The 20,337-nt window shown below is 58.1% G+C and carries 14 protein-coding genes; 3 read left to right on the top strand and 11 right to left on the bottom strand.

Translation table 11 applies throughout. The features are described 5' to 3' along the window. Together mnmC and K0B93_RS01450 are read left to right on the top strand one after the other, a co-directional pair. Positions 1-1,890: a bifunctional tRNA (5-methylaminomethyl-2-thiouridine)(34)-methyltransferase MnmD/FAD-dependent 5-carboxymethylaminomethyl-2-thiouridine(34) oxidoreductase MnmC gene (gene mnmC, locus K0B93_RS01455; protein ID WP_219865493.1), complete on the top strand. Its 1,890-nt coding sequence runs from the start codon at positions 1-3 to the stop codon at positions 1,888-1,890. Between the two features lie 70 nt (positions 1,891-1,960). Beyond that, positions 1,961-2,590 (top strand): CBS domain-containing protein, encoded by a 630-nt coding sequence (locus K0B93_RS01450; RefSeq protein ID WP_219865492.1) that lies wholly within the window; start codon positions 1,961-1,963, stop codon positions 2,588-2,590. Here the strand turns inward: K0B93_RS01450 and K0B93_RS01445 are convergent. The 5 genes from K0B93_RS01445 to K0B93_RS01425 all read right to left on the bottom strand — a co-directional run bounded on the left by K0B93_RS01445 (position 2,587) and on the right by K0B93_RS01425 (position 12,998). Beyond that, positions 2,587-5,304, bottom strand: coding sequence for a hypothetical protein (locus K0B93_RS01445; protein ID WP_219865491.1), 2,718 nt, complete (start codon positions 5,302-5,304; stop codon positions 2,587-2,589). The two genes, K0B93_RS01450 and K0B93_RS01445, sit on opposite strands and share 4 nt — an antisense overlap. A gap of 191 nt (positions 5,305-5,495) precedes the next feature. Beyond that, complete coding sequence (ligA, locus tag K0B93_RS01440) at positions 5,496-7,529, bottom strand: NAD-dependent DNA ligase LigA (RefSeq protein ID WP_219865490.1); 2,034 nt, start codon at positions 7,527-7,529, stop codon at positions 5,496-5,498. Between the two features lie 74 nt (positions 7,530-7,603). Beyond that, on the bottom strand, positions 7,604-8,683 hold the full coding sequence (gene zipA, locus K0B93_RS01435; RefSeq protein WP_219865489.1) for a cell division protein ZipA: 1,080 nt from the start codon (positions 8,681-8,683) through the stop codon (positions 7,604-7,606). Positions 8,684-8,812: 129 nt separating this feature from the next. Then, complete coding sequence (smc, locus tag K0B93_RS01430) at positions 8,813-12,313, bottom strand: chromosome segregation protein SMC (protein ID WP_219865488.1); 3,501 nt, start codon at positions 12,311-12,313, stop codon at positions 8,813-8,815. A 1-nt stretch (position 12,314) separates the two neighbouring features. Continuing rightward, positions 12,315-12,998, bottom strand: a complete 684-nt coding sequence (locus K0B93_RS01425; protein ID WP_219865487.1) for a GntR family transcriptional regulator — start codon at positions 12,996-12,998, stop codon at positions 12,315-12,317. 293 nt (positions 12,999-13,291) lie between these two features. On the opposite strand from K0B93_RS01425, the gene K0B93_RS01420 reads away from it, so the two are divergent. Then, positions 13,292-14,218 carry a GGDEF domain-containing protein gene (locus tag K0B93_RS01420; protein WP_219865486.1) on the top strand — a complete coding sequence of 309 codons (927 nt, stop codon included), beginning with the start codon at positions 13,292-13,294 and terminating at the stop codon, positions 14,216-14,218. 3 nt (positions 14,219-14,221) lie between these two features. Here the strand turns inward: K0B93_RS01420 and rluB are convergent, their stop codons facing one another. The 6 genes from rluB to sucC form a co-directional block, all read right to left on the bottom strand. Next, positions 14,222-15,193, bottom strand: coding sequence for a 23S rRNA pseudouridine(2605) synthase RluB (gene rluB, locus K0B93_RS01415; protein ID WP_219865485.1), 972 nt, complete (start codon positions 15,191-15,193; stop codon positions 14,222-14,224). A 38-nt stretch (positions 15,194-15,231) separates the two neighbouring features. After that, complete coding sequence (gene scpB / locus K0B93_RS01410) at positions 15,232-15,861, bottom strand: SMC-Scp complex subunit ScpB (RefSeq protein ID WP_219865484.1); 630 nt, start codon at positions 15,859-15,861, stop codon at positions 15,232-15,234. 50 nt (positions 15,862-15,911) lie between these two features. Further along, positions 15,912-16,745: a segregation and condensation protein A gene (locus K0B93_RS01405; protein ID WP_219865483.1), complete on the bottom strand. Its 834-nt coding sequence runs from the start codon at positions 16,743-16,745 to the stop codon at positions 15,912-15,914. Between the two features lie 55 nt (positions 16,746-16,800). Continuing rightward, entirely contained in the window at positions 16,801-18,015 is a 1,215-nt protein-coding gene (locus tag K0B93_RS01400; RefSeq protein WP_219865482.1) for a tryptophan--tRNA ligase, read from the bottom strand. Between the two features lie 118 nt (positions 18,016-18,133). Beyond that, positions 18,134-19,006, bottom strand: coding sequence for a succinate--CoA ligase subunit alpha (gene sucD / locus K0B93_RS01395; protein ID WP_219865481.1), 873 nt, complete (start codon positions 19,004-19,006; stop codon positions 18,134-18,136). After that, positions 19,006-20,172 (bottom strand): ADP-forming succinate--CoA ligase subunit beta, encoded by a 1,167-nt coding sequence (gene sucC, locus K0B93_RS01390; protein WP_219865480.1) that lies wholly within the window; start codon positions 20,170-20,172, stop codon positions 19,006-19,008. The genes sucD and sucC overlap by 1 nt, the downstream gene beginning before the upstream one ends. Between the last annotated feature and the right edge of the window lie 165 nt (positions 20,173-20,337).

The raw sequence follows: 20,337 nt of genomic DNA, 5'->3' as shown, positions 1-20,337 counted from the left end.
ATGACTGCGGATGTTCTTTCGCCGAGGATCGAGGCGGCAACGGTGCGTTGGCACGAAGGGGTCCCGGAGTCGGTCAGGTTTGGAGATGTCTATTTCAGCCGTGACAACGGGCTGGCGGAGAGTCGCTACGTCTTTCTGGACAACAACGGTTTGCCAGAAAGGTTCAGCACGGTTCCGGCAGGCGGGAATTTTGTCATCGCTGAATCCGGTTTCGGTACGGGCCTCAATTTCCTTGCCGCCTGGCAGGCCTGGCGCGACCATGGCCCGGAGCATGCCGCATCGCTTCATTTTATCTCTGTGGAACGCTTTCCGTTGACACGGGAAGACCTTTCCAAAGCCCTTGATCTCTGGCCGGAGCTCTCCGCCCTCGCCTCACAACTAATCGACCACTACCCGCCACTGATCCGGGGGGTGCACAGGATCCTGTTCGATGCCGGGCGCGTCCGCCTGACCCTGTATTTCGGCGACATCCTTGAAGCCTGGCAGGCGCTGACCTTCCAGGCTGACGCCTGGTTCCTGGACGGATTCGCCCCTTCCATGAATCCTGAAATGTGGCTCGATCAGGCAATGACTGCAATCCGCGCCCACAGCAAACCGGGAACCACGTTGGCGACGTTTACCTCTGTTGGCCGTATTCGGAGAGCATTGGCATCAACCGGGTTCGAGATGCGGAAAACCCGGGGATATGGACGAAAACGGGACATGCTGATCGGCAAACTGCCGGCCGGGACGGAAGTCGGAGACACAGCCACACCGGGCTCGGTTGCCATTGTTGGGTCAGGCATCGCCGGCTGCCTGTTGGCGCGTAACCTGGCGGAACGCGGCGTACCCGTGACACTGGTCGACTCATCACCTGAGGCCGGTTCCGGCGCCTCAGGGAACCGACAGGGAGCCACCTACGTCAAGCTCGGAGTGGAGTTCAACGACCAGACCGAACTGGCCCTGTCTGCCCTGATGTTCAGTCAACGTATCTACCGTGCCTACACGGAGGATTACTGGCATCCGACCGGCCTGCTCCAGCTCGCCTGGAACGAACAGGAAGCTGACCGCCAGCAAAGATTTCTGACAAGGAATGACTACCCCGGGGAAGTTCTGTACCCCGTCACCCAGGAACAAGCCACTCAACTGACCGGAGTCCCCACCCAATCCGGAGGACTCTGGTTTCCCCGCAGCGGTTGGCTTGAGCCCTCCGAACTCTGCAAGTCTCTCGCCCAGCACCCGGGCATAAAAAGGATCTTCGATTTCAAGGTCACAGAGCTCACCCCCTCCCAGGGCCAGTGGCGTCTCTCGTCAGCCACGGCAGCCGATCTAATCGCTGATCGGGTTGTGGTGTGTGCTGGGCATGTAACCCCGGAGCTTCTTCCAATCCCGGGGGAGTTCCGTTTCAAGAGTATTCGTGGCCAGGTGAGCCATCTGGAGGAAAAACAGGTACGGACGCCGAAGGCAGTCATCTGCGGCCCAAGGTACCTTAATCCTGTTCATGAGGGCGTCGCAGTGACTGGCGCAACCTTTGATCTTCGAGACATGAACCCGGCCCCCACAGCGGCAAGCAACGAGCAGAACCTCTCCGAACTCGAGACCATGCTGCCGGATATCCTGATCGATCAGTCCAATACCGGAGAGCCAATTGAAGGACGGGTCGGATTCCGGTGTACCACCCACGATTATCAGCCCGTTGCGGACCAGTTGCAGGACAAGGACGGCAACCCTGTCCGTGGGATGTACCTGTTTACCGGCCTGGGAAGCAAGGGACTTACCTACGCTCCGCTGCTGGCTGAATACCTTGCCGACTGGCTTTCAGGGCAACCCCGATGCCTGTCAAGGAACCTCGCACGCCGGGTAGCGAGCCGGCGCATGCACAGGACCTACGAGAACGATTCGGGATCGTAGTAAACTCAAGAAACCTGAAATGCGGCCGATAATCAGGTAATACCTGTTGCCATCGCGGGGAACCAGAGCCATGTCAATCTTCGTCAGCGAACCCGGGCGTCCTGTCGGTACCCGATTACCGGAGGTTTTCCGGGGTCGCCGAGTGGGCGACGTCACCGAGTTGACGGAAAGCCCTTCCATCAGTCCCAGTCATAGCGACGTAACGGATGCTGAGTTCCAGCAGGCCGCCAATTCCGGCCGCCATCGCGCCCTGGAAGAGTATGGCGCAGCCGCCGGTGAGCCAAGAAGCCAGCGGGCATATTTGCCAGTATCCACGATCTGTTCCCGCGCCCTCTATTCCCTGCCGGCCTCATCGACAATATCCGATGCCCTGACGAGCATGGAGGAACACGGTGTCCACCATCTGGTGATCACTGCCGAGGACCATGTTGCGGGACTTGTGGATTTGCGTTGGCTACTGAGTTGGCTGCACACCAATCCGGCGGAGGGGCTGAACCAGAGCATGGTCTATGTTGAGTTGCCGGCTTTCCTCACGGCATCGCCTGAAACCGATGCCCACCAGTTGGCCCGGCTGATGTTGGCCCATCAACTGAGTGCTGCACTGGTAGTCGATGCCGGTGGCGAGCCCTCGGGCATCGTTACCAGCACCGATTATCTGAAACTGTATGCCAGCACCAGTCGTCACGAGGGTGCTGTTTAATTCAGGGCAGACAGTAAACCCCCTTCTGGACTGAAAACGAGCAACAACCGAGCGGCACCACGCCGCGCCAAAGCAACGATTTCGTCGTCACGATAGTTGGCCAATACCAGCACTTCGGTGTCATCTTCGGGTAGTTGATAGTGCCACTCATTCCTGAACGGCGCTTCCTCGGCGCTTTCGCCCTCCTCTGTCAGTGACACCCGAGCGAGAATCGCCTGCTCTCCGGTTCCCGGCGTGTTACCTGCGCTGAACTCTCCATCGGTGGCGCCGCCCACCACGATATCCCCGTCAAAAATAAAGACCGCCTCGAAACGATCTCCGGACAGATCATCCGAATCGTTCACGGTGAATGCGCGATTGAGTACCCCTCCAGACGAATAGGCAAAAACGAAGCCGGCTCTGCTGTTCAGCGGGTTTCGAGCGAGAATGCTGTCGCCGTCATCGCCCTCCGTCACCGAGTAAGTCCCGGTGCCGGTTCCCACCAACCAGAGCAGATTGTTCTCGAACAGTCCGTCAGACACGGGCTCGTTCGCCTCGGTTCCTACCTGTTTGACGGACACGGCGCTCTCAGCACCGGACGCGCTGAAGAAGAAAGCGTCAACCCCGCCAATCACTGCCTCACCGTTCACGGCTCCCGCAGCCGAACCAAAAAGCAATGGCGCGATGGAAACCGAGCTTCCGCCGGCCACAGAATCATTGGCGGACGAACCGATCTGTCGAGTCCAGGCCAGTACCGGGATCTCGTCAGCACCATCCGGTTGGGTATCGATCCGCTGCAGGAAGCTGTCCACTGCCCCCGTCCGGTTCTGATCAGGCCAGGTGCCATCGGTTTCGCCAGCGACCGATACATAGCCACCCTCGGCATTGATGCCAACCGCGCGGACAATGTCATCGCCACTGGTGCCGGTCCTGATGGTCCAGCTGTTAACGTATGCGCCACCGTCGGTCGCCGCATCAAACCAATAGCGCGAGACAATCACATCGTCCCCGCCCTTGGCGTCGGTATCCGGTACATCGGTGCTGTAAGCCACCGCAAACTCGAAACGGTCTACCTTGCTGGCTCCTTCGGACACCTTACGCAATGCAGTACCGATCACCGGCTGCGGGGAGTCGAGCACGTCTCCTGCGTCTGAAATACCAATATCCTGCAACAAGTTGCCTTTCTGATCGTAAATCTTCACCAGTACCCGATCGTTATTGAGGCGGTCAAAACCCGTTACAAAAATTCTGCCGGAATGGGCAATGGCAAAGTTTGTTGCTACGAAACCATCAGAGTCGTTCCATACCAGTGCCGACGTCAGCTCGTTGAGACTCACCCTGAGCAGACCCTCATCCACAGCACGAGCGTAGTTTTCACGGCCGGCCTGGTACTTCTCATCAACCCCGAGCAAAATAAATCGATCATTCAGCCCGGTGTTTGAGTAGGTGTCCGTCAAAACCCGAATGCGGAAACGAAGCTCATTCACCGCCTCCGGAAAAACCAGTTCATCGTTTTCAACCCAGACACCCTCTGACTGTTCCTGCTCAATCACGAATTCCGAACCCAGTCGTGCAGTAGAGTCCTTCGTATGCTTGAGTCGGGCGTTAAAGGTCCCTTCACGATCCCCTGACAACACGCCGACATATTCGCGCTCACCGTTGATATTCAGGGCGTCACGAGCGCCTCCAGCAACGGTTTCCAGGGTCAGGACCGGTTCATCATCGTCGATCACCAGGTTGATTTCGGTGCCCTCGTTATTCTCCCCCAGACCGGCCAGTCCGCTGCGCACTTCCGTGAGGGTCAGCCGCGCAACCTCCGAAGGCTCAGGGAAAGTATCGTCGATCACTTCCAGCCGGATATAGCATTCGGTAACGCCGGGTTCGAACGTCAGCAGCCCGCCAAGTCCATCCTCCCGGAATGTCAGATACTCAAGGCCCCCAAGCCTGGAGCTACTATTGCTGCCCAGAGCAACAATATCCTGGCCGACATTGGCATCGCCGACGTTGGCCTCACTGTAATCGCAACGCTGATGGGGATCATCGAAGCCCGAATCACACTTGGTCGGGTCGTATTCAGAGCTCAGTTCGAAAGCCACACTGACCCGTGTCACCGAGGGACGATCGAGTATGACCTTCGCGACCACCGGGCGAGTTGGACTGGTCACTTCAGTGGTACCCGTCACATTCCCGTCTTCATCGTACTGGTTGATGGTGTAGCTATGCTCACCGGAAGGCTCGAGATCAGGCTGAACGCAGCTTTCGCGGGCAGTTTCAGCGATTTCAGGGCTTTCGCCTTCGGTGAACGTCTCCACTTCCAGGGACAAGGGGTTGTACTTCACCTCAATATCGAAGGGCTGGACGCCCGACATCCGGCCGTCCGTTGTGACCAGATTAATGTCCTGCTCCTTGCCGAGGTCCAGATCGCCGCGATTACCACCGGTAAGCCCTGGCACACCACGCATGATAATCCCCTGGCGCGCCTTGTTGCTGGTATCTTCCAGGGCGAGCCAGGAAGGTGCGTTAGTCAGGGAATAATCGAGAATTGTTTCGCCGCCGTAGGCACCGAAATTGTAGTAGTACTCCACCCCCAGATACGCGGTAGATGGAGGAATGCCCAGGATTGTAGGCTGGTCGGCGGGCTTCTCGGTTTTGCACGCGACTAGTCCGAGGGCAATCAGCATCACAAGGCTAAGGCGGTTGGCGGAAACAATGCGTGAGGTAAAATCGGCGCGCATGAAAAAGTCCGTTGAAACGTTGTTGTTATGGCAGTGCCTGGGCTTTCGCACAAAAGCCGGATTACACACCGTTACAGAACAACGCCATGGTAGCCAATTTAGAGTAGCTGCGATCTGCGCGAGTTCTCAGATTCATCTGCCAACGGGAGTCCCTCCCCGCCCGACCACGGAATGAACGTTATCAGGACTGACTAGTTTTCCAGCCCGTGATCCTTAAGGAGAGCCAACAAGCCGGGCTCATCAAGAATCGGGACGTCGAGCTGTTCCGCTTTTGCAAGCTTGGAGCCCGCTGCCTCGCCAGCCACCACGCAGGCTGTCTTTTTGGACACGCTGCCGGCCACCTTGGCACCAAGACTTTCCAGCTTTTCCCTGGCTTCGTCCCTGGTCATTTCCGAGAGAGTCCCGGTCAGCACCCAGGTCTGCCCCTCCAACGGCTTGTCGCCTTCCGTCACCTCTTCCTGCTGCCACACGACCCCTGCGTCCTTCAGCGCGGCCAGCGTCTCCTGATTATGGGGCTGATTGAAGAAACTTCGGATGTGGCCGGCAACAATCGGCCCTACATCTGGCACCTGTTGCAGGGAATCCTCGTCTGCGGCAGCAATGGCCTCCAGACTACCGAAATGGGAGGCCAGGGATTTCGCGGTCGCCTCGCCGACCTCCCGTATACCCAGTGCATAGAGAAAACGCCAGAGCACTGGCGTACGGGACTTATCAATCGCGGCAATCAGGTTACTCGCTGATTTGTCGCCCATTCGCTCGAGACCTGTCAGGTCCTGCTTTTTCAACCGGTACAGGTCCGCGACCGTCTCCACAAGCTCGTGACCAACCAGAATGTCGATCCATTTATCCCCGAGGCCTTCAATGTCCAGCGCCTTTCTGGACGCGTAATGGCGGATCGCCTCCTTTCGCTGAGCCGGGCAGTAAAGTCCCCCGGAGCATCGGGCAACGGCTTCACCGTCAATCTGAATGACATCGGAATTACACACCGGACAGTGTTCCGGCAACTCTACTTCCCGAGCGTCGGCCGGTCGCTTCTCCGGGACCACCTTCACCACCTGGGGAATGACATCGCCTGCCCGACGGATGAATACGGTATCGCCGATACGGGCATCCAGCCGTCGGATTTCATCCATATTGTGCAAGGTGGCATTGCTTACGGTAACCCCACCAACGAAAACCGGCTTCAGACGTGCGACAGGGGTGACCGCCCCGGTCCGCCCGACCTGAAACTCCACGTCCTCAATGACGGTCAGCTCTTCCTGGGCAGGAAACTTATGCGCGATCGCCCAACGGGGTGCCCGCGACACAAACCCCAGCCTGTTCTGCTGTTCCAGGCTATTGACCTTGAAAACAATACCGTCGATTTCGTAGGGCAGAGAGTCCCGTTTTTCCATCAGCTCCCGGTAGGCCGCCAGACACTCCTCAACCCCTGAGGCCATGCGCATTTCCGGATTGATGCGGAATCCCCAGCTTTTGACCTGCTGCAGGCCCGCCCAGTGATTGTCGGGCAACAAGGTTTCGTCCGTCACAGCCACACTGTAGGCGCACATCTCCAGCGGGCGCTTGGCAGTAACCGTGGATTTTTTCTGACGCAGGCTTCCCGCGGCCGCATTTCGAGGATTCACGAACGTTTTTTCGCCCCGCTCGGACAACCGCCGATTAAGCTCCTCGAAACCAGCTTTAGGCATATACACTTCGCCTCTCACTTCAACCAGCTCTGGTATGTCATCGCCACGGAGTTTGAGCGGCACGGAAGGAATGGTCCGGATATTGGCTGTTATATCTTCCCCGGCATAGCCGTCGCCGCGGGTGGCCGCCGTCCGCAGAGCCCCATACTCGTAATGCAGGCTGACCGCCAGTCCATCCAGCTTGGGTTCGCAGACATACTGGATGTCCTCATCGGTTCCCAAGCGTTCGCGAACCCGACGGTCAAAGTCACGCAGCTCCTCTTCACTGAATGCATTATCCAGCGACAGCATCGGAATCCGGTGAACCACTTCGTCGAAACTGGTTTCAACGCTGCTGCCAACCCGCCGGGTTGGTGAGTCGTCGGAGGCCAGTCCCGGATAATTGGTTTCCAGTGCCTGGAGTTCCCGAAACAGCCGGTCATATTCCGCGTCGGGGATACGGGGATCATCGAGCACGTAATAGTGGTAGTTGTGATCCTCAATCAAAGACCGGAGTTCTTCGACACGCTGAACAATCTCGGGCGTGGCTTTGCTCATGGATATGCGCTCTCACCTGTCAAAAAAATGCCCGGAACAATCCGGGCATCGTTCGTCGATTTCTCGCTCTGGCGTCACACCCGCTGCGACCGCTGTTTGCGGTCAAATTCCCGGATACGTTGACGGCAATGCTCAATGGTTTGCGGGGTCATCACACTGCGACGCTCGTCTTTCAGTTCACCCCCCAGGTTTCGTACCACACATTGGGCGGTTTCGAGCATGAACTCAAAGGCCTGAAGCGCATTCGACGGGCCCGGCAGACTCATGAAGAAGCTGATACCCGGCGTCGTCAATCGGGGCATATCTGCCGGCTTGAACGTCCCCGGTTCAACAGCATTGGCAACACTGAACTGAACGGGACTGGTGGTATCTGCCGCTTCATGTCGGTGATAAATATCCATATCACCGTACTGAAGGCCGCAGGCTTCAAACAACTTCTTCAGGGCTACTCCGCTGAAATCCTCACCAGTGCGGGCAAGTACGTTGATCACAACCACTTCTCGAGCCTCCGGCCGGTTCGCGCCGGCAAGTGGCTGCCCCCCCTTAGGTTCGAAAGGATCACGGCGCGCCGTGTCTTCCTCAACTTCAGTGGTTACTGTTGGCGGCACCGCGCTCTCAGCAGGATCATCAGGCACCTCGACCGTGTCCTCATAGGTATCCGGAATATCACTGGCAGAAACCGTCCGGCGCTCTCCAAGAATACCGTCACCGGCCCCCTGATCCTCATCGGACGCCGTCCAGCCGGAGTCGGGCTCAGGGTACGCGTCATCGTGGGCCGAGAAACCCGATTCCCAGGGTGCCTCCTCCGATTCTGGCGCCGGCTCAGCAGGCCCTTCCGGCTGCTTCGGGCTGTGGTTGGCTGCCGTAACCGGGCGCGTCGGCTTGGGTTTCGGCGTTCCGAAACGGTCGGACCTTTCCCGCTTTACGTACCCCCGCTCTACCAGAGTGTCACGGGAGATTGTCCGGGCTCCGCCATTCGGCAGCTCCGGGTTGTAGTGGTCATCCAGTGGCGATTCCTTAAGTTCATCCGCCCCCATACCGGATGAGATAGCCATGGATTCCTTACGGGCACGACGGACACGGCGGATCCCGTCAATGACAATACCAATGATAACGAGGGTACCGATGGCGATTAACCATTCCCTAAGTGACATAGTCCTGCTGTCCTGTTTGCGGATCGGGTAACAGTGTTACTCTAAGAAAAGCCCGTAATGAATACAACGCGCAGCCGGGCCAGATGGCGTTATTGTCATCCTTGATGCTTTTATGCGCAGCACAAATACTCAGGCCTCCGCCAGCGCTGCAGCCTCCTCCACATCTACCGATACGAGGCGGGAACAGCCCGGCTCGTGCATAGTAACCCCCATAAGTTGATCGGCCAGTTCCATGGCGATCTTGTTGTGGGTAATGTAGATGAATTGAACCTGTTTCGACATTTCCTTGACCATGTTGGCATAACGCCCAACGTTGGCGTCATCCAGCGGCGCATCTACCTCGTCCAGCATACAGAACGGGGCGGGATTGAGCTGGAAAATGGAAAAGACCAGGGCAATGGCGGTCAACGCCTTCTCTCCACCGGAAAGCAGATGGATCGTGCTGTTTTTCTTGCCCGGCGGACGGGCCATGATCGCAACACCCGTTTCCAGCAAATCCTCTCCGGTCAGCTCAAGGTAAGCATTACCGCCTCCGAATACCTTCGGAAAGAGGGCCTGTAGGCCTCCGTTAACCTGGTCGAAGGTTTCCTTGAAGCGCTGACGGGTTTCCCGGTCAATCTTGCGGATCGCATTGTCCAGGGTCTCCAGCGCTTCCATCAGGTCGTCATTCTGACTGTCCAGGTAAGTTTTTCGTTCACTCTGAACCTGGTATTCCTCAATCGCGGCCAGGTTTATAGCGCCAAGCCTCTGAATCCGGCTGCCTATTTTTTCCAGCTCGTCCGCCCAGTCCTTTTCGTTTGCACCTTCCGGCAACTGCTCCAGGACTTCCTGGAGCTTAACGTCCAGCTCCTGGAGCTGCTCGATGTGATTGCCAGATCGAATTTCCAGCGCCTGGGACTCCATTTTGAGCTTTTCCAGTTTTGACCGTACTTCCTGTATCTCGTGGTCAATCCGGCTGCGGCCCTGCTCTTTCTCCCGCACCTCGCGATCAATCTCTTCGAGCGCGTCCCGGGCCGCGCCGAGCTTGTCCTCCTCCGCCAGGCGCCGGTCCAACAGACCTTCGAGCTGCATCTGGAGGTCTTCGATGGGTTCTTCCGCACTTTCCCGGGATTCCCGCAGAATCTCCAGGCGCTCCTCAATCCTTTCTTTCTGCAACTGCATGCGCTCGATAGTCTGTTTTAGACCATCCCGCTGACTGTTCAAGGACTGCAACTGGAGCTGTAACTGGTGGGCATGATCCCGATCATGGCGGGCATCGTGCCTGAGGCGATCAAGGTTTTCCCGCAGGCCGTCCCGCTGTTCCAGCAGCTGTTCCTTCTCCTCATCGCTGTCTTCGGTGGAGGCCAGCGCCTGCTGCCACTCTTCCCGGGCTTCCCGCAAGCTCTCTTCCTGGCTCTCGAGGTTGAGAGAAACGTCCGACAGATCTTCACGAATACTCTGCAAGCGGGCATTAATCTGTTCCGCCCGCGCCCTGAGCCCGCTGATTCTCGAAGACAACCCGCTCAGCTCCCGCTCGGCATCACTGAGACTTGCCTGAGCATCATCGCGGGCCGACTCGGCCCGTTCAACCCGCTCCTGGAGACCGTCCAGCCGTTCGCTGGCCAGGGCCAGGGACTCTTCAGCCCGGGCAAGCTGCGAGTCCAATTCACTCACCTTTTTCTGGCGTTCGATAACACCAACCTGACCAGCATCGGAATCAGGCATCAGCACCCAGTCACGGGACACCCAGACCCCGTCCGGCGTGATAACGCTTTCGCACTCCTCCAGTTCTGAGCGCATGCCCAGCGCATCCGAGAGAGTCTCAACCGCACGGATACCCGCCATGAGAGCCGCCACGGCCGGAACGCCAGATACCTTGGCTGCCAGGCCACTGCTCGTGGAGACGCTGACCGGTTCACCGCCGGCATCAACCAGGGCCAGACCTTTCGGTGCAGAACCCATGGCCCCTGAAAGATGATCGATTCCCGGCAACGACAGACCGTGTGTGAATCGTCCAATCACCTGCTCCACGGCAAATTCCCAGCCGTTCTCAATGCGTAACTGGCTGGCGACACGAGGTGTATCCGTCAACCCATGTTCGGACAACCAGCTCTGTAGCGCATCGTCCTGACCGCCAAGCTGTTCATCCAGCAGGGCCTGCTGCGACTCCAGTGATGCCCGAAGGCTTTGAACCCGCTGGCGCTCCTCACCTGCAGCCTGTTCCGCCTCACGCTGCTCCTGTCTCGCTTCGTACAAGTCTTCCTGGATGCTCGCAATACGCTCCGACGCTTCCTCCCTCTGCAACTCCAGGGTTTCCTGCTGTTCCTGCAGTTCCTCAAGTTCAGCCCGGTCCATCTGGCCATCCAGCAACGCCTGTTCATCCTCCAGCTTTCGATAGCGGCCCCGAAGCTGTTCGATAGCATCTTCCAGCGACCGGATGCGGGATTGGGACAACTCGGCCTGACGCCGCGCATCCGAAGACCGGCTGCTGAAATCTTCCCATTTCTGCTGCCACTCACTCATGGCCTCTTCCGCCATTTGCAGTTTTTCGCCGGATTCCTCCGATCGCAATGCCAGCGCTTCCTGCTCCGGTTCCATCATGTTGAGCTCTTCCTGGATCCCGGACAGCTTGTCCTCGTCCTGCTCAAGTTCCCGGGCCAGTTCGCGTTGATTGGCCATGGCCTGATCAAGCTCGGCGGCAGTCTGGCGACTTCGCTCGCGCTGGTGCTCCAGGCTCTGTTCTATTCGGGCAATGTCCGCGCCCGCTTCGTAGTAACGGGCCTGGGCCTTATTGAAATGCTCGGTCCGGTCAAGGTGATTCTCTCGCAGGGACTCCAGCGAGGTCTCGAGATTCACCCGCTCGGTCAGCCGTTTTTCAAGCTCCAGCTCTGTGTCCCGGATTCTGGCCCGCCACGTTTGCAGGTCATTATCGAGCGATTGCCAGCGCAGAACCGTGAGTTCCGCTTTCTTCTGACGTTCCTCATGCTTGTACGCCTTATATTTCTCAGCGGCGGCTGCCTGGCGCTCAAGGTGCTGAAGTTGCCGGCCCAGCTCATCGCGAAGGTCCGTAAGGCGTTCGAGGTTCTCCTGGGTACGGCGGATCCGGTTTTCGGTTTCCCGGCGGCGCTCCTTGTACTTTGAAATACCGGCCGCTTCTTCAATGTAAATCCGAAGCTCTTCTGGCTTTGCCTCGATCAGCCGGGAAATCATGCCCTGCTCAATGATGGCGTAGCTGCGGGGCCCGAGACCGGTGCCGAGGAAAAGATCCGTGATATCCCGACGGCGGCACTTGGACCCGTTCAGGAAATACTCCGACTGCCCTTCTCGGGAGACCCTACGGCGCACGGAGATCTCATTAAAACGAACAAATTCGCCGGGCGCGGATCCGTCGCTGTTATCGAAAACCAGCTCGATCGAGGCCTGACCGACCGGTTTCCGAGCGCTGGACCCGTTGAAAATAACGTCAGTCATGGATTCGCCGCGCAGGTATTTTGCGGAGCTTTCGCCCATAACCCAGCGAACGGCGTCAATGATATTGGATTTGCCACAACCGTTGGGACCGACGACCGCAGTCATGTTGGAAGGGAACGGCACGGTTGTCGGATCAACGAACGATTTGAAACCGGATAATTTGATGGACTTCAGGCGCATATCAGGCGCTCGCCTCCTCCCTGAGAATGGTCAAAACCTGTTGCCGCTGATGCTCGCCAAACGCCTGGATCACCGATTGCAGTCGAGCCGAATCGTCACTGACTGCAGCGTCGGCAAGTTGCCTGAAAAACGTCGCGGTTTCAGCAATTTCATCCCGGAAATTTTCGAGCGCAACGAAATAGGTCCGACTGATGGCCGGCCGGAAATTTTCGAGAGTTTCTTCCAGAAACGGGTTATCGACCAGACCGTAGGCATAGCGCATGACTCCGAAGCCTGCATCAATTACCTTTTCGGCGGCATCTGCGCCGGTGGAATTGAGCGCATCAATGACGGCCTGGAGCTCCTTCACCTGGCCCATGACACCCCCGAGATCGGCACCTGACCATCGCTCAAGGACCTTTCGTCCGAGCATGCATAGCAGATCAATGTAGATGTCGTAGAGGCTGTTGACGCTTTCTGGTGTCAGCTTGGAGACAACAGCGCCGCGCCGGGGAAATATCTCAATCAGGTGCCGCCGCTCAAGAATCAGCAGCGCTTCACGAACAGAGCCACGGCTGACATTGAGCTCGCCGGCCACCTTGAGTTCCTGAATTCGTTCACCAGGCTTCAGATCCCGGGTAACGATCCGCTGGCCAAGGTGCTGGGCAATTTGTTCAGACAGACTTTCCGGGGCCTGAAACCTCATAAATCGGGTCGCTCACTTCTGCAGACGGCGTAGGTACAAGCGCAAGAGTTTACCACAGGCATCCGTCAGCCCAATCCCTTTCCCGACATTTGCGCACGCTATCGCAAGTGGGCGGCAAATGCCTGCCGCTAAATTGACAGAGAGCACGCTCGCCCGGCCTTTGTTTTCACGTTATTTACAGACCAAAACGGGAGGCAATTGTTTTTTATATCTTTTTATAGGACGGCACGTTTAGTGCTTAATTGCGTGGGGTGCACGGTAACGCCCTAAATCTTAACGACAGAGTGAGCTTAGTGAAACACATTCCTTCCCTTCAACGACCTGTCTCGCAGCCCCGTAAACTTGCCGCGCTTCGGCAGGCCCGGGAGGATTGGCACAATCCTTCGGATGTTCTCACGAGACTCGCCCGCCGTCTGTCTACAACACTCTCGCTCGAGACCCAGCTTGGCATTCTGGCAGAGGAACTGGCAGATATCGTGCCTTTCGATTCTCTCCACTACCGGCACCGAATTGCCCGTGAGGACTTCGTCTTCGCCACTGGCCTGGGCGGGCAGCACCGGTGCGAATACCGGCTGAATCTGGAAGGCGTTTCCTACGGCGTGCTCACCCTGTATCGCCGGAAGAAGTTCGCTGACGAGGAACTGGAGGGCGTCGAAACCATTCTGGGCACCGCAATCTGCCCTCTGCGCAATGCCTGCCAGTACATCACCATCGAAAAGGCCTCCCTGACTGACGCGCTGACCGGAATCCCCAATAAGCGGGCGCTGGACGAAGCCCTGCTCCGTTCAAGCCAGCTGTCCGACAGACACAGTGACGAGTACTCGCTCGTCCTCTGCGATCTGGATCACTTCAAGTCGGTCAACGACAACCATGGCCACGTGGTGGGCGATCACCTGTTGCAGATGGCCGCGGAGTGTCTCGAACGGTCAGTTCGAACCTCTGACAGCGTCTACCGTTTCGGCGGGGAGGAGTTTGCGGTCCTGCTCCCCCATACCGGAGAGCAAGGTGCGAAAGATGTGGCAGAGAGGATCAGGGAAGCAATCACCGGGATTGTTGTTGATTGCGGGGATGCGAAGCTTTCCGTAACTACAAGCTGTGGCGTTGCCATGCACCTCAAGGGGGAAGCGCCCGGGCAATGGCTGGCCCGGGCAGATGACGCGCTCTATCAGGCGAAACGTCAGGGTCGAAATTGCACGCAAGTCTTCGCTGCCATCCGTTAGAAACTACTTTCGCGGCCCTCTCTTCTTGCCAGCGGCATCCTTTCCGGATGCTTTCGGCGGGCCAGAATCGCTGACCTGCCAGCGGCTACCACTGCGTTTCTGGCTCCGGCCGGGGCTTTTCCTGCGCTGACGATCCTGCGCAGCCTTCTCGTTTGGTGTCTTCTGGGGAATCTCGACCGGGGCCAGATCCACAGTCCGGCTGAGGATATCGACAGCTTTCTGGTCAAGCTCTTCCCACTTACCCAGGGTCAACCGACTGGGCAGAAAAATCGGGCCGTAACGCACGCGCTTCAGGCGACTGACCCGCACGCCCTGGGACTCCCAAAGTCGGCGAACCTCCCGATTACGCCCTTCAAGAAGAGTCACGTGAAACCAGCGGTTCATGCCGCTACCACCCGCGGGACTGATGTCCGTGAATTTCGCCATGCCGTCTTCAAGGAGAACACCCTCCATCAGGCGCTCAAGCATGGCGTCATCGACTTCCCCGAAAATACGAACCGCGTACTCCCGGTCGATCTGGCGGGATGGATGCATCAGCCGGTTGGCCAGTTCACCGTCGGTGGTGAACATAACGAGTCCGGTGGTGTTGATATCCAGCCGGCCTATGGAAATCCAGCGATGGTCCTTCAGACGAGGCAGGCGGTCGAAAACCGTTGGCCGACCCTCCGGATCCTTACGCGTCGTCACCTCGCCTTCAGGCTTGTTGTATATCAACACCCGGCGAACAACCTCGGCTGCACCGGAGACATCCAGCCGCTTTCCATCCAGCTCAAACCGGTCTTCAGGCGTCGCCTTTTGTCCGGGCGAGACCGCGTGCCCATTAACCGTAAGGCGCCCCGCTTCCATCCAGCCTTCTATTTCACGCCGGGAACCGGCTCCCACGCGGGCCAGGAGTTTCTGTATGCGCTCCGGACCACCTTCGCTGGCTTTCTCCACGACCGGTCTGGCCGCCTTTTTCGGGCGTTCTGAACCCATTGATAAATCCTTAGTAACTGCCTGAGACCTTGATGGTTTCAGTGAAGTGTCTGCTCATCCGAGTCGCCGGAAGCCGGGGACTCGAATTCAATTTCCGCCTGCATATTCTTTTCAATCTCACGGCCGATCTCTTCCAGATCCCGCACTTCCGACAGTGGCGGCAACTGGTCCAGTCCAACGAGGTTGAAATAGTCCAGAAACTGTTTGGTTGTGGCGTACATGGCCGGGCGGCCCGGCACATCCCGATGCCCCACAACGCGCACCCACTCTCGCTCAAGAAGTGTTCGGATGATATTGCTGCTTACCGTGACACCCCGAATGTCCTCGATCTCGCCGCGCGTGATTGGTTGCCGGTACGCAATGAGCGCCAGGGTCTCTAACAGGGCGCGGGAGTAGCGCTGCGGTTTTTCCTCGAACAGCCGGCCGACCCAGGGGGCGTATTCCTCCCTAACCTGGAGGCGATAGCCACTGGCAACTTTTTTCAGCTCGAAGCCCCTGCCCTCGCAGGCGGACTCGAGAAGCATCATCACATGTTCCATAACCTGCCGGGCCGGACGCTCGTCCTCGGCAAACAGTTCGCGCAGCTGTTCGAGGGAAAGCGGCTTTCCGGCAGTCAGCAGCGCCGCTTCGGTGATGGCCTGAATACGTAAAAGATGCTCTTCATTCATAACGGTTATCCGCTTCCCCCACTGCTGTCGTTACCGGCCGGAGGCCACAATTAACTGACCGCCCGGGCCCGAACATGAATCGGCCCCAGAACTTCCGCCTGCACCACCTCTATCAACTGCTCCTTGACCAGCTCCAGGGCTGCCAGGAAGGTCACCACCACGCCCAGCTTGCCCTCCTCCGGCGTGAACAGACTTTCGAACGATACGAAATGATCGTCCTGAAGCGCTGACAGGATGGCCGACATCCGCTCACGGGTGGACAACCTCTCCCGCTCCACGTGGTGGCTCGTGAACAGGTCCGCGCGCTGCAAGACCCCCTGTAGCGCCAGCAGCATCTCCCGGAGATCCACATCCGGATGTGGCTGGCTGGAAGGCAGCTTGGGCAACGCCACGGAGGCCAAAAAGTTGTCCCGCTCCAGGCGGGGAATCTCGTCAATATCTTCGGCAGCTTTCTTGAACCGTTCGTACTGCTGCAACCGGCGAATCAATTCAGCCCGCGGATCAATTTCCTCCTCGTCGTCACTCTCCTGGCGCGGCAACAGCATGCGCGATTTGATCTCGGCCAGCGTCGCTGCCATCACCAGGTATTCAGCGGCGAGTTCAAAGCGCATGGCTTCAACCGCCCCGATGTAATCCATGTACTGACGGGTAATTTCACTGACATCAATGTCCAGAATGTTCATATTCTGGCGGCGGATGAGATAAAGCAACAGATCCAGGGGCCCCTCGAAGGCTTCGAGGAACACCGCCAGCGCATCGGGTGGGATGTAAAGATCCTTCGGCAGATCAACAACCGGTTTCCCCGAGACGCGGGCGAGGGCCGCCGAGTCTGCGGCTCCCTCCTCTGTACCTGGCACGGCCGTGCCGGTCGACTCATCCGTCATACGCTTCTCCTCGGAAACCGATCGCTGGCCTCACATCCACACTCTCTGAGCCAGACTAGCGGTAATGCAGCCCCATCGCAGCGCGCACTTCCTCCAGGGTATCCCGGGCCGCGTCACGCGCATGTTCCCGCCCTTCCTGCAGGATTGAATGGACCAGGTCGGGATTGCCCTCATACTCACGAGCACGCTCATGCAGGGGCCGCTGTTCCTCGACGATGGCATCAATAAGAGGCTTTTTACAGTCAAGGCAGCCAATCCCGGCACTCCGACAGCCGTGCTGCACCCAATCCTGGGTATCGGCATCGGAGTAGATCTTGTGCATGTCCCAGACCGGACACTTGTCGGGATCACCGGGATCGGTCCGGCGCACCCGCTGTGGATCCGTCTGCATGGTCCGGATTTTCTGGGCCACGCTGTCCGGTTCTTCACGCAGACCTATGTAGTTGTTGTAAGACTTGGACATCTTCTGGCCATCCAGACCCGGCATCTTGGACTCGGGCGTGAGCAGCGGCTGGGGTTCCGGCAGAATGACCTTACCGCCACCCTCGATGTAACCATACAGGCGCTCGCGGTCACCCAGAGAGATGTTTTGCTGCTCTTTCAGCAGCGCCCGGGCCGTCTCGAGAGCCTCAAGATCGCCCTCCTCCTGATATCGCTTCTTGAGGGTCCGGTAGAGCTTCGCGTTCTTCTTGCCCATCTTCACGATGGCGCCTTCGGCCTGCTCTTCGAAGCCGGGCTCACGACCGTAGAGGTGGTTGAAGCGACGGGCAATTTCCCGAGTGATCTCTACGTGGGACACCTGATCGGCGCCAACCGGCACCTTACCGGCGCGATACACCAGGATATCGGCGCTCTGCAGCAACGGATAACCCAGAAAACCGTAGGTCGCGAGGTCTTTTTCGCGGAGCTTCTCCTGCTGGTCCTTGAAGGTGGGCACCCGCTCCAGCCAGCCCAGCGGCGTAATCATCGACAGCAACAGGTGGAGCTCGGCATGCTCGGGCACCTGGGACTGGATAAACATGGTCGATGACCCGGGATTGACGCCGGCAGCAAGCCAGTCGATCACCATATCCCAGACGCTCTGCTCAATCCCGGAGGGATCGTCGTAATCAGTGGTGAGCGCGTGCCAATCGGCGACGAAGAAAAAGCACTCGAACTCGTGCTGGAGTTTCACCCAGTTTTTCAGCACACCGTGGTAGTGACCAAGGTGAAGCTTGCCGGTCGGACGCATGCCGGACAGAACCCTTTGCTGGGAATCTACAGAACTCAAAGCACGAACTCCTTATTTTGAATGGGAACCGCCATCATAGTTCAGGCGACCCGGCATTATAAATAAAAAACCCCCGCTCTGCAGGGCAGAAACGGGGGTTTCCTGAAAGAAGACCGACTTACCAGCCAGTTGCTTCCTTCAAAGCCTTGCCGATTTCGGCCAGGCTGCGCACGGTTTTAACACCGGCATCGTTCAGGGCGGCAAACTTCTCGTCGGCCGTGCCCTTACCACCAGAGATGATGGCGCCGGCGTGACCCATACGCTTGCCTGGAGGCGCAGTTACACCGGCGATGTAGGAAACCACCGGCTTCGTTACGTTCTCCTTGATGAAAGCGGCCGCTTCCTCTTCCGCGGTACCGCCGATCTCACCGATCATGACGATAGCTTCGGTCTGCGGATCGTCCTGCAACAGCTTCAGGATATCGATGAAGTTGGAGCCCGGGATCGGGTCGCCACCGATACCGATGCAGGTGGACTGACCATAACCGAAGTCTGTGGTCTGCTTGACCGCTTCGTAAGTCAGCGTACCGGAACGGGACACGATGCCCACTTTGCCCGGCTTGTGAATGTGACCGGGCATGATGCCGATCTTGCACTCACCCGGAGTGATCACACCCGGACAGTTCGGACCGATCATACGAACGCCTTTACGATCAACGTATTCTTTGGCGTACAGCATGTCGATGGTCGGGATGCCCTCGGTGATGCAGACAATCAGCTGGATGCCAGCGTCAGCAGCTTCGATGATCGCATCCTTACAGAACGGAGCCGGTACATAGATAACGGTAGCTTCTGCGCCGGTCTTCTCGACCGCCTCACGGACCGTGTTGAACACGGGCAGGCCCAAATGCTCGGTACCGCCCTTGCCCGGGCTTACGCCGCCAACCATCTTGGTGCCGTATTCAATCGCCTGCTCGGAGTGGAAGGTACCCTGTGCGCCGGTAAAGCCCTGGCAGATAACCTTGGTGTCTTTGTTGATCAGGATGCTCATTATTTACCCCCTGCGGCTTTAACGACTTGCTCTGCGGCGTTAGCCAGGCTGGTAGCCGCGATGATGTTCAGGCCACTTTCCTGGAGTACCTGCGTGCCCTTCTCGGCGTTGTTGCCTTCAAGACGAACAACAACCGGCACTTTGACACCCACTTCCTTGACCGCACCGATGATGCCCTCTGCGATCATGTCGCAGCGAACGATGCCGCCGAAGATATTAACCAGAACGGCCTGTACGTTGTCGTCAGACAGGATGATCTTGAACGCTTCGGATACGCGCTCTTTGGTCGCACCGCCGCCAACGTCCAGGAAGTTGGCAGGCTGGCCGCCGGACAGCTTGATGATGTCCATGGTACCCATGGCAAGGCCCGCACCGTTGACCATGCAGCCGATGTTACCTTCCAGTGCCACGTAGTTGAGTTCCCACCTGGCGGCTTCGGCTTCCCGGGAATCTTCCTGGGACGGATCGTGCATTTCATGGATTTTCTTCTGACGGTACAGCGCATTGCCGTCTACGCCGATCTTGGCGTCGAGGCAGTGCAAATCACCGGCCGGGGTAATAACCAGCGGGTTGATCTCGAGCAGAGCCAGGTCGCGCTCCTCGAAAAGCTTCGCCAGACCCAGGAAGATCTTGGTGAACTGACCGATCTGCTTGCCTTCGAGCCCCAGTTTGAATGCCAGCTCACGGCCCTGGTACGGCTGTGCGCCAACCAGCGGATCGATTTCGGCCTTGAGGATCTTTTCCGGCGTTTCTTCGGCAACCTGCTCAATCTCGACCCCACCTTCAGTGGAAGCCATGAACACGATGCGACGGGTGCCACGATCGACAACGGCGCCCAGGTAAAGCTCCTGGTCGATGTCAGTGAGGGATTCAACCAGAATCTTGCTGACCGGCTGGCCGTGCTCGTCGGTCTGGTAGGTTACCAGGTTCTTGCCCAGCCACTTCTCGGCAAACTCACGAATCTCGTCTTTGCTTTTGACCAGCTTTACGCCGCCAGCCTTACCACGTCCACCCGCGTGAACCTGTGCTTTGACTACCCATGCGTCACCGCCGATTTCGGTAGCGGCCGCTACGGCCTCTTGAGGGGTATCACAGGCAACGCCCTCGGATACTGGCAGGCCATACTCAGCGAAAAGCTGTTTGCCCTGATATTCATGCAAATTCATAGTTAATGTCCCGCTTATTGATGGAGGATAACCACATACGGAAATGAACCCGCGCAAGTCCCTGTCGGGAGCTGCTGTTGCGAATTCGATTTGGCGGATCGGGGATCACCTCAACCCGCCTTGAGCGCAACCGGAAACCAGCCGTTTTATGGCAGTGGGGCGCCG

The organism is Marinobacter sp. F4218, from assembly GCF_019443085.1.
Lineage (GTDB): Bacteria > Pseudomonadota > Gammaproteobacteria > Pseudomonadales > Oleiphilaceae > Marinobacter > Marinobacter albus.
This window is presented reverse-complemented; position numbering and strand designations above follow the sequence as displayed.